Raw genomic sequence first — 12,643 nt, forward strand, 5'->3', positions numbered from 1 at the left:
CGTCTCACACTGTGAAACGCAAGTTCAATTTTTCCAAGAACCAGCGAGTCTGTATGTGCGGGTCCACGAACCACTGGGTCCGAGCCGTCGTCCGGGACGTGGGGTACGGACGGCACGGCGCACGAGATCTCTATGAAGCGCCGGCACAACCGGCCGGCCGGAGGGAAAGCGATGGGTAGGACACTCGCGGAGAAGGTCTGGGACGACCATGTCGTCCGGCGCGCCGAAGGCGAGCCCGACCTCCTCTTCATCGATCTGCACCTGCTGCACGAGGTGACCAGCCCGCAGGCCTTCGAAGGACTGCGCCAGGCCGGCCGCAAGGTCCGACGCCTCGACCTCACCATCGCGACCGAGGACCACAACACCCCCACCCTCGACATCGACAAGCCGATCGCCGACCCGGTCTCCCGCGCCCAGCTGGAGACGCTGCGGGCGAACTGCGCCGAGTTCGGCGTGCGCCTGCACTCGCTGGGTGACGTCGAGCAGGGCGTCGTCCACGTCGTGGGACCGCAGCTGGGACTGACCCAGCCCGGCACCACCGTGGTCTGCGGCGACTCGCACACCTCCACGCACGGCGCCTTCGGCGCGCTGGCCTTCGGCATCGGCACGAGCCAGGTCGAGCACGTGCTGGCCACCCAGACGCTGCCGCTGGCCCGCCCGAAGACGATGGCGATCACGGTCACCGGCGCGCTCGCCGAGGGCGTCACCGCGAAGGACCTGATCCTGGCGATCATCGCCAGGATCGGCACCGGCGGAGGCCAGGGCTACATCCTGGAGTACCGGGGCGAGGCCATCGAGAAGCTGTCGATGGAAGCCCGCATGACCATCTGCAACATGTCGATCGAGGCCGGCGCCCGCGCGGGCATGATCGCCCCCGACCGGACCACCTTCGACTACCTCCAGGGCCGCGACCACGCCCCCACGGGCAAGGACTGGGACGCGGCGGTCGAGTACTGGAAGACCCTGCGCACGGACGACGACGCGGTCTTCGACGCGGAGGTCGTCATCGACGGCACCGCGCTGTCCCCCTTCGTCACCTGGGGCACCAACCCGGGCCAGGGCGCGCCGCTGTCGGCGAACGTCCCCGACCCGGCTTCGTACGAGGACGCTTCGGAGCGCCTGGCCGCCGAAAAGGCCCTGGAGTACATGGGGTTGACCGCCGGACAGCCGCTGCGGGACATCAAGGTCGACACCGTCTTCGTAGGTTCCTGCACCAACGGCCGCATCGAGGACCTGCGCGCCGTCGCCAGCATCGTCGAGGGCCGCAAAGTCGCCGACGGCGTACGGATGCTGGTCGTCCCGGGCTCGGTCCGGGTCGCCCTGCAGGCCGTGGAAGAGGGTCTGGACAAGGTCTTCAAGGAGGCCGGCGCCGAGTGGCGGCACGCGGGCTGTTCGATGTGCCTGGGCATGAACCCCGACCAACTGGCGCCCGGTGAGCGCTCCGCGTCCACCTCCAACCGCAACTTCGAGGGCCGGCAGGGCAAGGGCGGGCGTACCCACCTGGTCTCCCCGCAGGTGGCCGCCGCCACCGCGGTGCTGGGCCACCTGGCCTCGCCCGCCGACCTGTCCGCCGCCGACGCGACCGCCGGAGTCTGAACCATGGAAGCCTTCACCACCCACACCGGCCGGGCCGTCCCGCTGCGCCGCAGCAACGTCGACACCGACCAGATCATCCCGGCCCACTGGCTGAAGAAGATCACCCGCGACGGGTTCGAGGACGGGCTCTTCGAGGCCTGGCGCAAGGACCCGGAGTTCGTCACGAACCGCCCGGAGCGCGCCGGCGCGACCGTACTGGTCGCCGGCCCCGACTTCGGTACGGGTTCCTCCCGCGAGCACGCCGTCTGGGCCCTGCAGAACTTCGGCTTCAAGACGGTCATCTCCTCCCGCTTCGCCGACATCTTCCGCGGGAACTCCCTGAAGAACGGTCTGCTGACCGTCGTCCTGCCGCAGGAGACCGTCGAGCGGCTGTGGAAGCTGACGGAGGCCGACCCGACCGCCGAGATCACGGTCGACCTGGTCGACCGCCAGGTGCGAGCGGAGGGCGTCGTCGCGGAGTTCGAACTCGACGACAACGCCCGCTGGCGTCTGCTGGAGGGCCTGGACGACATCTCGCTCACCCTTCAGAACGAAGCGGACATCGCCGCCTACGAAAGCGCCCGGCCCACCTTCAAGCCGCGCACGATTCAGGTCTGATTCCTGCCTGATCAGCGCTTATTCGCCTTCGGGTGATCACATCGACAACACCGTGCCCCCCGCCCTCCGGCGGGGGGCACAGCCGTTTGTTGAGGCCCCGTGAGGCGACAACTCGCCCCAGATGGCACAATCTGTGCATGGAACGCGACAGTCAACTCGAGCTCTACGAACTCGTCGCGGACCGGTTGAAAGAAGCACACACACGGGTGCGCTCACTGCAAGTCCCGGAGGGCGTAAGGATGGCGCTGTCCCGGAAGCTGTTGGTCGTCACGGCCGCGGCGAAGCATGATCTCGCCGATGCGGCAAGGCGCCTGGACAGGTTGATGAAGGACCTCGACGAGGGTCGATTCCCTGAAGGCGACTGATGCGAAGGAACTCCGTAACGGCCTACAGCGTTGCGGCACTAGGGTGATTAGCCCGTTTCGTGTTTGATTTGCGGTATATATCCGCCTAACGTGCGAAATAAGCTTGAACACATTCGTTCTGGCGAAGTCTCCGAAGGGGAAGACGTGAACAAGGCGCAGCTCGTAGAAGCGATTGCCGACAAGCTGGGCGGCCGCCAGCAGGCCGCGGACGCTGTCGACGCGGTACTGGACGCGATCGTCCGCGCTACCGTCGCGGGCGACCGGGTCTCGGTCACGGGCTTCGGCTCGTTCGAGAAGGTCGACCGTCCGGCCCGTTACGCCCGCAACCCGCAGACGGGTGAGCGCGTCCGGGTCAAGAAGACCTCTGTGCCCCGCTTCCGTGCCGGTCAGGGCTTCAAAGACCTGGTCAGCGGCACCAAGAAGCTCCCCAAGGGCGGCGAGGTGTCCGTGAAGAAGGCGCCCAAGGGCAGCCTCACGGGTGGTGCCTCCGCGACGGTCAAGAAGGCCGCGGCGAAGAAGGCCACCACCGCCAAGAAGGCCGCGGCGAAGACCACGGTCGCGAAGAAGGTCGTGGCGAAGAAGGCCACCGCGACCGCCAAGAAGGCGGCGGTGAAGAGCACCGCCACGGCGAAGAAGGCCACCGCGGCCGCGAAGAAGACCACCGCCGCGGCGAAGAAGACCACGGCCGCCGCGAAGAAGACCACCGCCGCGGCGAAGAAGACCGCGCCGGCGGCCAAGAAGGTCACCGCAGCGACGAAGGCGCCCGCCAAGAAGACGGCGACGCGCAAGGCCACCGCGAAGAAGACCACCGCCCGCAAGAAGTAGGGGCACGCGTCACACAGGCCGGGCCGGCTTTCCCCGTGCGGGGGAGCCGGCCCGCGGTGCGTCCGGCACCCCGGCGCCCGCCTCGGGGCACGGGCGGCCGTCGCTTCAGAACGTCTGCAGCGTCACGAGGGTGATGCGCAGGCTCGCGCCCGCGCCGTCCGTCTCGATCCGGACCCGCTGCCCGGGCCGCAGCAGCCGCAGGCCGCCCGCGTCGAAGGCCGGGGCCTCGAAGGGCACCGGAGTGCCGTCGTCCAGCAGCACGCTGCCGCTGCGGGTCTGGGAGTCGTACGTGTACGCGGTCGCCTGCATACGGGCACTGTATCGGGCGGTGTGGCGCCCCACGCCGAGGGTGAGCGCGGTGCGCAGATCGGCCGCCGTGTCCACGTCCCGGCGCACGCTGTCGACGTCCGCCAAGGCGATTTCCACCGCCCCCGAAGCCGAATGCCTGGCCCGTGACGGACCCCCGAAGGAGGGGGCCAATTCCACGTCCGGCGCAGCGGAAAGCAGGGTCGTCCCGATTCCGGCCGCATCCGCCAGAAATGCCCGTGGAAATACCGAGGCATTTTCGAGCACGCGTTGCAATTCCGGGGGCCGGAGCGCCGGCAGATCGGCGTTCAGCGCCGCCAGCGGGGCGCCCGGGCGCCCCGACCGCACCGCCCGCGCCCCGTGGTCCAGGGCCGCGTTGAGCCCGGCCGCCGGGGCGTCCGCGACGATCCGTGCCCCGAGCCGCGCCAGTTCCGCACCGGCGGTCGCGTCGTCCGTGACGACCACCACATCGGCGACCGCCGTGCAGGCCAGGGCCCCGGCGACGGTGTCCTGGGCGAAGGCCAGGGCGAGGCCCGGACGAGAGGCGCCCACCGCCCGTGCGAGACGGCTCTTCGCCACCGCCAGTGGCTTCAGCGGGACCACCAGACTCCAGACGGCGTTCGTGACGGGTCCCTTCCCTCCGGTGCGCTCCGGCAACGTCCTTCGGCCACGGTCAGGTCATGGCCGGGTCATGTGTCGGCCCATTGTCGCCTCCGCCCGGGCAACCCGGGAGTCCGCCGGGGTGAGCGGGGCGTACGGTGTTCTCGACAGAGACCGGGCGTGGGGTGACACTTGTCCGGCCGACGAGGTGCCCAAGCCGCGCACCGGTCCTAGAGGAAGGTGTCCAAGTGTCCCGCCGCAGAATCGGCTTCTGGTACCGCCTGGCGGCGGTCATCGCAAAACCGCCGCTGGTAGTGCTCTTCAAGCGGGACTGGCGGGGAATGGAGCACATTCCGGCCGAGGGCGGTTTTATCACCGCCGTCAATCACAACTCGTATCTGGACCCGCTCTCGTACGCGCACTTCCAGTACAACACCGGCCGGGTGCCGCGACTGCTCGCCAAGGCCGCCCTCTTCAAGGTCCCCGTGGTCGGGGCCATCCTGCGCGGCAGCGGACAGATCCCCGTCTACCGGGAGTCCACCAACGCCCTGGACGCGTTCCGGGCCGCCGTGGACGCCATCGAGCGGGGCGAATGCGTGGCCTTCTACCCGGAGGGCACCCTCACCCGCGACCCCGACATGTGGCCGATGGCCGGCAAGACCGGCGCCGCCCGCGTGGCGCTGATCACCAGGGCGCCCGTCATCCCCGTGGCCCAGTGGGGCGCGAACCTCGCGATGCCGCCCTACGCCAAGGAGAACAAGGTCCGGCTCTTCCCGCGCAAGACCCTCCAGGTGCTCGCCGGACCGCCGGTGGACCTCTCCGCCTTCTACGACCGGGAACCCACCCCGGACGTCCTCCGGGAGGTCACCGAGGTCATCATGGCCGCCATCACCGCGCTGCTGGAGGAGGTGCGCGGCGAGACCGCGCCCGAGCAGCCGTACGACCATCGCAACGCCAGGGCGGAACAGCGGCGCAAGGCCGCAGGGGAGGGCAACAAGTGACACGTCCCGTGAAGGCGACCGTCTTCGGAACAGGCTCCTGGGGCACGGCCTTCGCCATCGTCCTCGCCGACGCCGGCTGCGAGGTGACGCTGTGGGGCCGCCGCCAGGAGGTGGTCGACGCCATCAACACCGGCAGGACCAACCCGGACTACTTCCCCGGCGTCGAACTCCCCGCGAACCTCCGGGCCACCACCGACCCGGCCGAGGCCGCGGCCGGTGCGGACTTCACCGTCCTCGCCGTCCCCTCCCAGACGCTCCGCGAGAACCTCGCCGCGTGGGCCCCCCTGCTGGCCCCCGACACCGTGCTCGTCTCCCTGATGAAGGGCATCGAACTCGGCACCGCGAAGCGGATGAGCGAGGTCATCGAGGAGGTGGCCAAGGTCCCCGCCGAGCGCATCGCCGTGGTCACCGGCCCCAACCTGGCCGCCGAGATCGCCGCCCGCCAGCCCGCCGCCTCCGTCGTCGCCTGCGTGGACGAGAGCGTGGCCCGGCGCCTCCAGGCCGCCTGCCACACCGCGTACTTCCGCCCGTACACGAGCACCGACGTCACCGGCTGCGAGCTCGGCGGCGCCGTCAAGAACGTCATCGGCCTCGCCGTCGGCATCGCGGACGGCATGGGCCTGGGCGACAACACCAAGGGCTCGCTCATCACCCGCGGACTCGCCGAAGCGACCCGCCTGGGCGTGGCGATGGGCGCCGACCCGCTCACCTTCTCCGGCCTCGCGGGCCTCGGCGACCTGGTCGCCACCTGCTCCTCGCCGCTCTCCCGGAACCACACCTTCGGCACCAACCTCGGCCGCGGGATGACCCTGGAGGAGACCATCGCGGTCACCAGGCAGACCGCCGAGGGCGTCAAGTCCTGCCAGTCGGTGGCCGATCTGGCGGCCCGCCACGGGGTGGACATGCCGATCACCGAGACGGTCGTGGACATCGTCCACCACGGCAAGCCGACCCTCGTGGCCCTGAAGGAGCTGATGGGCCGCAGTGCCAAACCGGAACGTCGCTAACTCCTTTCCGGACGCTTGAGCGGGTACTCTCATGCCGATATGAGCAGCGAGAACCTCCCCCAGACCCCTGAGCAGCAGGGCCGCAAGCCCCGCGTGGCCGTCGTGTTCGGCGGCCGCAGCTCGGAACACGCCATCTCGGTCGTCACGGCCGGCGCCGTGCTGCGCTCCATCGACCGCTCCAAGTACGAGGTGCTGCCCATCGGCATCACCACGGACGGCCGATGGGCGCTGACCGCCGACGAGCCCGAGCGGATGGCCATCGCCGACCGCACGCTCCCGAGCGTCGAGGACCTTGCGGAGTCCGAGGACGGCACGGTCGTGCTCTCGGTCGACCCCGCCAGCCGCCAGGTCGTCTACACCGAACCGGGCGCCGTCCCCAAGGCCCTGGGCGAGGTCGACGTCGTCTTCCCCGTGCTGCACGGCCCGTACGGCGAGGACGGCACCCTCCAGGGCCTCCTGGAGCTCTCCGGCATCCCGTACGTCGGCTCCGGCGTCCTCGCCTCGGCCGTCGGCCAGGACAAGGACTACATGAAGCGGGTGTTCACCTCCTTCGGGCTGAGCGTCGGCCCGTACGTGACCATCCGCCCCCGCGAGTGGGAGACCGACCGGGACGCCGCCACGGGCAAGATCCTTGACTTCGCCGCCGAGCACGGCTGGCCGCTGTTCGTCAAGCCCGCCCGGGCCGGCTCCTCCATCGGCATCACCAAGGTGGACGACGCAGCCGGCCTGGACGCCGCGGTCAAGGAGGCCCGGCGCCACGACCCGAAGATCATCGTGGAGGCGCTCCTGCGCGGCCGCGAGATCGAGTGCGGGGTCCTGGAGTTCGAGGACGGGCCGCGCGCGAGCGTCCCCGCCGAGATCCCGCCGGTGTCCAGCCACGACTTCTACGACTTCGAGGCGAAGTACATCGACTCCGCCTCCGGGATCGTGCCCGCCCCGCTCACCCCGGAGCAGACCGCCGAGGTGCAGCGGCTCGCGATCGAGGCCTTCGAGGCCGCGTCCTGCGAGGGCCTGGTGCGCGCCGACTTCTTCCTCACCGAGGACGGCACCTTCGTCATCAACGAGATCAACACGATGCCGGGCTTCACGCCGATCTCCATGTACCCGCTGATGTGGCAGAAGACGGGCATCGAGTACCCGGAGCTGGTGGACAGCCTGATCCAGGCGGCCCTGCGCCGCTCCACCGGCCTGCGCTGACAGTCGTCCGAAAAGCCGACCGCCCGCCGACCGCCTTCGCAGGCGGACGGCGGGCGGCGGTGTGCTCGGTACCCGGTGCGCGGTACGCCGAGCGCGGTGGTCAGTAGGAGGCGATGCCCTCGGGCACGGTCGCGGTGATCGCCGTGGACAGGCCGACGAGCATGCCCGCATCCGTGGCATGCTCCTTGTCGACCCGGACCTCGGTGTAGGCCAGCCGCAGCCCGGTGGTGAACCGGAACCCCCCGCCCGATCCGCCGTCGATCTTCTCCAGCAGCCAGGCCACGCCGTTCACGTGGACGCCCTCCTGCTTCGGATCGAGCATCTTGGGGGGTTTGGGGATACCGCACCGCAGTACGATCGCCGAACCGCCCCACGCGGCGGTCAGGTCGGACTCCGGTTCGGTCCTGGTCCGCGCCAGGCCGGCCACCGTCTCCGGGAGCTCCTTGTGCAGTGCCGCACAGAGTCCCGCGACGGCGGCGGGCGGCGTGGGCGGTGGGTCCACCCGGGCTTCGTCGGATCCGCCCGGGGTGCACGCCGCGGCGGCCAGGACGGCCATCGAGGCGGGCAGGGCGGACAGGGCGCGGACACGCAGGGGCCGGTGGTGGAGGGACATCACCGGCCAAGAGTAGACGGGGGCTACAGATGGACCACCGGGCAGGTCAAGGTGCGGGTGATCCCCTCCACCTGCTGGACCTTGGCGACCACCATGCGGCCGAGATCGTCCACGGTGTCGGCCTGGGCGCGCACGATCACGTCGTACGGGCCCGTCACGTCTTCGGCCTGGATCACCCCCGGGATCTGGCCGATGGACTCGGCGACGAACGACGCCTTGCCCACTTCGGTCTGGATAAGGATGTACGCCTGTACCACGGAACCTCCAGGGCGGCCACGAGGATCATTTCCCCTAACCTTCGGGTGGGCCCCACACGATTGAACGGGCCGGGGGAAGAAGGGACGCCACGGTACCGCGTCGCCGTGCGCCACGGGGAGACCCGCGGGCCCGGCGCCACGCACAGCGGGGCGTACGGAGAGCAGAAGTTGACGTATCTGTTGACGGTACCCAGAGCTGAGACGGCTCGCGACCGCAAGCGGACTGGGCAAGAAGGGGCACAGCGATGAAGGGCACTGTCGGCGAGCTGGGGGAGTTCGGGCTGATCAGGGAGCTCACCTCACGGCTCACCACCACCCCGGCGGTCCGGCTCGGACCGGGCGACGACGCCGCGGTGGTGTCCGCCCCCGACCGGCGGGTCGTGGCGAGCACCGACATCCTGCTGGAGGGCCGGCACTTCCGGCGCGACTGGTCCACGGCCTACGACGTCGGCCGCAAGGCCGCCGCGCAGAACCTCGCCGACATCGCCGCCATGGGCGCGGTGCCGACCGCGCTGCTGCTCGGCCTCGTCGTCCCCGCCGAACTGCCGGTCACCTGGCCCACCGAGCTGATGGACGGGATCCGCGACGAGTGCCAGGTCGCCGGCGCGGCCGTGGTCGGCGGGGACGTCGTCCGCGGGGACGTCATCACCGTCGCCATCACCGCCCTCGGCGACCTGCGCAACCACGAGCCCGTCCTGCGCTCCGGCGCCCAGCCCGGCGACGTCGTCGCCGTCACCGGCTGGCTCGGCTGGTCCGCGGCCGGCTTCGCCGTGCTCTCGCGCGGCTTCCGCTCCCCGCGGGCCTTCGTCGAGGCGCACCGGCGCCCCGAGCCGCCGTACCACGCGGGCCCCGCGGCCGCCGGACTCGGCGCCACCGCCATGACGGACGTCAGCGACGGCCTGATCGCCGACCTCGGGCACATCGCCGAGGCCAGCAAGGTGCGGATCGACCTGCGCTCGGCGGCCGTCGACATCCCGACCCAGATGCACGACATCGGGCAGGCCGTCGGCGTGGACCCGCTGCAGTGGGTGCTCACCGGGGGAGAGGACCACGCGATCGTGGCGACCTTCCCGCCCGACGTGAAGCTCCCCGCCCGCTGGAAGGTCATCGGCGAGGTGCTCAACCGCTCCGCCCTGCCCCAGGTGACCGTCGACGGCGCGCCCTGGACCAGCACCGGCGGCTGGGACCACTTCGGGGCCGACCCGGCCGCCCAGGACGGCGCGCTGTGAGCACCGCCCCGCCGCTGTGCCTGACCGTCGCCGGATCCGACTCCGGCGGCGGCGCGGGCATCCAGGCCGACCTCAAGACCATGCTGGCCCTCGGGGTGCACGGCATGAGCGTGGTGACCGCCGTGACGGCGCAGAACTCGCTCGGGGTACGCGGGGTCTGGGAACTGCCCGCCGAGGCCGTCACGGCCCAGTACCGGGCCGTCGTGGACGACATCGGGGTCCGGGCCGTGAAGACCGGCATGCTCTCCTCCGCCGTCCTGGTGGAGACGGTGGCCGCGCTGCTGGCGGACACCCGGGCCCCGGCCGTCGTGGACCCCGTCGGGGTCTCCAAGCACGGGGACGCGCTGCTCGCCGCCTCGGCACTGGACGCCGTACGCAAGGAGCTGCTGCCGCGGGCCGCGGTGGCCACCCCCAACCTGGACGAGGTGGCCCAGCTGACGGGTGTGGTGGTGGAGACCGAGGACGACATGCGGCGCGCCGCCGACGCGGTCCTCGGGTACGGGCCGCGGTGGGCGCTGATCAAGGGCGGACACCTCGCGGCGCACGGCGACCGCGCCGTGGACCTGCTGAGCGACGGCAGCGAGGAGCTGTGGCTGCGGGCCCCGCGCCACGACAACCGGCACACCCACGGCACCGGCTGCACCCTCGCGAGCGCGATCGCCGCGGGCCTGGCCCGGGGACTGACCGTCCCGGAGGCCGTCACGGCCGCCAAGGAGTACGTCACGGGCGCCATCGCCGCCGGCTTCGCGCTCGGCGGGGGCATCGGCCCGGTGGATCACGCCTGGCAGTGGCGCTGACCCCACTGGGGCGGCCCGGCCGGCTCTCCGGCCGGGCACCCGGTCCCGCCCCCGGCCCGGCCCCCGGACAAGGCAAAAGGCCGGTTCACCAGAGGTGAACCGGCCTTTTTGGCAACCGGAAAGGGCTGCGCTACGACGGGAGGCGTCAGCGCGAGACCTTGCCGGCCTTGATGCACGAGGTGCAGGCGTTGAGGCGCTTCGGCGTCCCATTGACCACGGCACGAACGCGCTGGATGTTCGGGTTCCAGCGACGCGAGGTGCGGCGGTGCGAGTGGGAGATGTTGTTGCCGAAGCTCGGCCCCTTGGCGCAAACGTCGCAGTTGGCAGCCACAGGTCACTCCAAGACTTCAGATGCAATTACAGTGAAACCGGCGCACCGGATTCAGAGGTCTGAAGTGGTTTGCCGGGGGAATGGCCCGACTCTCGCCGGGCAACCGGAGCAGCATACAACGACTGCGTCCGTCCAAGAAAACTACCATGACCGCCGCTGCCCCCGCCCCGCGGTCCCGATGCCCGGGCGGCCCTTCGTTACCCTGCGGTGAACCCTGGCCCGCACAAGGAGGAACGCCCGGTGGCGCACGAGCCTCAGCCGCAGCCCCTCGACGAGCTCGACGCCGCAGCGGTGCGTACCTGGAGCTCGCTGGCCCTGGCCGCACTGGGCCGCGCCCGCGAGGACATCGACGCGATCAACGTCTACCCGGTCGCCGACGCCGACACGGGCACCAACCTCTACCTCACCGCCGAATCGGCCGACCGAGGCCTGACCGAGGCCTTCCCCGAGGTGACCGACGGCACAGCCCGGACCTCCCTGGCCGAGGCCGTGCGAGCCTGGGCGCACGGAGCCCTGGTCGGAGCCCGCGGGAACTCCGGGACGATCCTGGCGCAGCTGCTGCGGGGAGTGGCCGACGTACTCGGCGACGAGCCCGCCGCCCGGGCGGAACAGGCCGGACAGGGCCCCGGCGGGCTGCTCGCCCGCGCCCTGACCCGGGCCGCGGAGGAGGCGTACGCCGCTGTCGCGCACCCGGTGGAGGGCACCATGCTCACCGTCGCCGGCGCCGCCGCCCGGGCCGGCGAGGCCGCCGGAGCCGCCGCCGGGACCGCGGCCGAGGTGGCCCGCGCCGCCTACGACGGGGCCCGCGCCGCCCTCGCCGACACCCCCGGGCAGCTCGCCGCGCTGGGCCGGGCCGGAGTGGTCGACGCCGGGGGCTGCGGGCTGGTCGTCGTCTTCGGCGCCCTGTGGCAGGCACTGTCCGGCCAGGAACCGGCCGCCGAACCGGTACGCGGCCGCGCGGTGCCCGTACCCCAGTCGCCGGACCCCTGCGCGCAGGAGGAGGACGGGCCCGCGTACGAGGTGATCTACCTGCTGGAGGCCTCCGAGGCGGCCGTCGGCGAACTGCGCGGACGCCTCGACGGGCTCGGCGACTCACTGGTCGTGGTCGGCGGCGACGGCCTGTGGAACGTCCACGTCCACGTCGACGACCCCGGCGCGGCCGTGGAGGCCGGAATCGTGGCCGGACGCCCCTACCGGATACGGATCACCCACTTCGGGGACGAGCGCCGCCGGGCCCGGGGCGAGCGCGCCCAGCGGGCCGTGGTCGCCGTCGTCCCCGGCGAAGGACTGGCCGGGCTGTGCGGGGAGGCGGGAGCGACCACCGTGCTCGTCCGCCCCGGGGAGCCGCCGGCCGTCGCCGAGCTGCTCGACGCCGTCCGCCGCGCACACGCCCGCGAGGTGGTGCTGCTGCCGGGCGGCGCCGAACTGCGCGCCGCCGCGGCCGCGGCGGCCGAACAGGCCCGCGCCGAGGGCGTACGCGTGGCCGTGATCCCCACCCGCTCCCCGGTCCAGGGCCTGGCCGCCCTCGCCGTGCACGACCCCGAGGGCAGCTTCGACGAGGACGTGGTCGCCATGACGGCGGCGGCCGGTGCCACCCGGTACGGGGAACTGGCCGTCGCCGAACGGCAGTCCTTCACCTCGGCCGGCATCTGCCAGGCCGGCGACGTGCTCGGCCTCATCGACGGGGACGTCGCGGTGATCGGTTCCGGCCTGGCCGAGACCGCCGAGGCCGTCCTGGACCGGATGCTGGGCTCCGGCGGCGAACTCGTCACCCTGGTCCTGGGACCCGACGTACCGGACGGCGTCGCCGAGCGCCTGGAGGCCCACGTCCAGCAGGGCCACCTCGCCGTGGACACCGTCACCTACCGGGGCGGCCGGTACTCGGCGCCGCTCCTCGTCGGGGTGGAATAGCGGGCTTGTCA

General features: G+C 71.7%; 13 protein-coding genes and 1 pseudogene. 10 read left to right on the top strand and 4 right to left on the bottom strand.

The genetic code is table 11. From position 1 onward, the window contains the following. The first annotated feature begins 171 nt into the window (after window positions 1-171). From leuC to ACXNSR_RS27500, 4 genes are all read left to right on the top strand, one after another. Window positions 172-1,596 (top strand): 3-isopropylmalate dehydratase large subunit, encoded by a 1,425-nt coding sequence (leuC, locus tag ACXNSR_RS27485; protein WP_458638073.1) that lies wholly within the window; start codon window positions 172-174, stop codon window positions 1,594-1,596. Between the two features lie 3 nt (window positions 1,597-1,599). Continuing rightward, on the top strand, window positions 1,600-2,193 hold the full coding sequence (gene leuD / locus ACXNSR_RS27490) for a 3-isopropylmalate dehydratase small subunit (protein WP_458638074.1): 594 nt from the start codon (window positions 1,600-1,602) through the stop codon (window positions 2,191-2,193). 137 nt (window positions 2,194-2,330) lie between these two features. Then, a complete protein-coding gene (locus ACXNSR_RS27495; protein ID WP_030009267.1) occupies window positions 2,331-2,558 on the top strand; it encodes an SCO5555 family protein in 228 nt (75 codons plus the stop codon). A 144-nt stretch (window positions 2,559-2,702) separates the two neighbouring features. Beyond that, window positions 2,703-3,383: an HU family DNA-binding protein gene (locus ACXNSR_RS27500; RefSeq protein ID WP_030009268.1), complete on the top strand. Its 681-nt coding sequence runs from the start codon at window positions 2,703-2,705 to the stop codon at window positions 3,381-3,383. Window positions 3,384-3,695: 312 nt separating this feature from the next. On the opposite strand, the pseudogene cofC reads toward ACXNSR_RS27500, so the two are convergent. Continuing rightward, window positions 3,696-4,346 (bottom strand): annotated as a pseudogene (cofC, locus tag ACXNSR_RS27505) (2-phospho-L-lactate guanylyltransferase); the annotation flags it as partial. Window positions 4,347-4,537: 191 nt separating this feature from the next. Between cofC and ACXNSR_RS27510 the strand changes: the two are divergent. The 3 genes from ACXNSR_RS27510 to ACXNSR_RS27520 are packed head-to-tail and all read left to right on the top strand — an operon-like array spanning window position 4,538 to window position 7,494. Continuing rightward, window positions 4,538-5,290, top strand: a complete 753-nt coding sequence (locus tag ACXNSR_RS27510; protein WP_458638075.1) for a lysophospholipid acyltransferase family protein — start codon at window positions 4,538-4,540, stop codon at window positions 5,288-5,290. Then, complete coding sequence (locus tag ACXNSR_RS27515) at window positions 5,287-6,297, top strand: NAD(P)H-dependent glycerol-3-phosphate dehydrogenase (protein WP_458638076.1); 1,011 nt, start codon at window positions 5,287-5,289, stop codon at window positions 6,295-6,297. Before ACXNSR_RS27510 ends, ACXNSR_RS27515 begins: the two co-directional genes overlap by 4 nt. Window positions 6,298-6,336: 39 nt before the next feature. After that, window positions 6,337-7,494, top strand: a complete 1,158-nt coding sequence (locus ACXNSR_RS27520; RefSeq protein ID WP_458638077.1) for a D-alanine--D-alanine ligase family protein — start codon at window positions 6,337-6,339, stop codon at window positions 7,492-7,494. A 100-nt stretch (window positions 7,495-7,594) separates the two neighbouring features. On the opposite strand, the gene ACXNSR_RS27525 is transcribed toward ACXNSR_RS27520, so the two are convergent. Next, window positions 7,595-8,107: a DUF3515 domain-containing protein gene (locus ACXNSR_RS27525; RefSeq protein ID WP_458638078.1), complete on the bottom strand. Its 513-nt coding sequence runs from the start codon at window positions 8,105-8,107 to the stop codon at window positions 7,595-7,597. A 23-nt stretch (window positions 8,108-8,130) separates the two neighbouring features. Beyond that, window positions 8,131-8,364, bottom strand: coding sequence for an Lrp/AsnC family transcriptional regulator (locus ACXNSR_RS27530; RefSeq protein WP_030011290.1), 234 nt, complete (start codon window positions 8,362-8,364; stop codon window positions 8,131-8,133). Between the two features lie 245 nt (window positions 8,365-8,609). Between ACXNSR_RS27530 and ACXNSR_RS27535 the strand changes: the two genes are divergently transcribed. Beyond that, window positions 8,610-9,593 carry a thiamine-phosphate kinase gene (locus ACXNSR_RS27535; protein ID WP_266605349.1) on the top strand — a complete coding sequence of 328 codons (984 nt, stop codon included), beginning with the start codon at window positions 8,610-8,612 and terminating at the stop codon, window positions 9,591-9,593. After that, the gene (gene thiD, locus ACXNSR_RS27540) at window positions 9,590-10,390 is read left to right on the top strand and encodes a bifunctional hydroxymethylpyrimidine kinase/phosphomethylpyrimidine kinase (protein ID WP_458638079.1); all 801 of its coding nucleotides are present in this window, start codon (window positions 9,590-9,592) and stop codon (window positions 10,388-10,390) included. Before ACXNSR_RS27535 ends, thiD begins: the two co-directional genes overlap by 4 nt. Window positions 10,391-10,535: 145 nt before the next feature. On the opposite strand, the gene rpmB is transcribed toward thiD, so the two are convergent. After that, window positions 10,536-10,721 (bottom strand): 50S ribosomal protein L28, encoded by a 186-nt coding sequence (gene rpmB / locus ACXNSR_RS27545; protein ID WP_007266795.1) that lies wholly within the window; start codon window positions 10,719-10,721, stop codon window positions 10,536-10,538. Between the two features lie 240 nt (window positions 10,722-10,961). Between rpmB and ACXNSR_RS27550 the strand changes: the two genes are divergently transcribed. Further along, a complete protein-coding gene (locus ACXNSR_RS27550; RefSeq protein ID WP_458638080.1) occupies window positions 10,962-12,632 on the top strand; it encodes a DAK2 domain-containing protein in 1,671 nt (556 codons plus the stop codon). The last annotated feature ends 11 nt before the right edge of the window (window positions 12,633-12,643 follow it).

The sequence above is a fragment of the Streptomyces sp. NC-S4 genome (assembly GCF_054353315.1).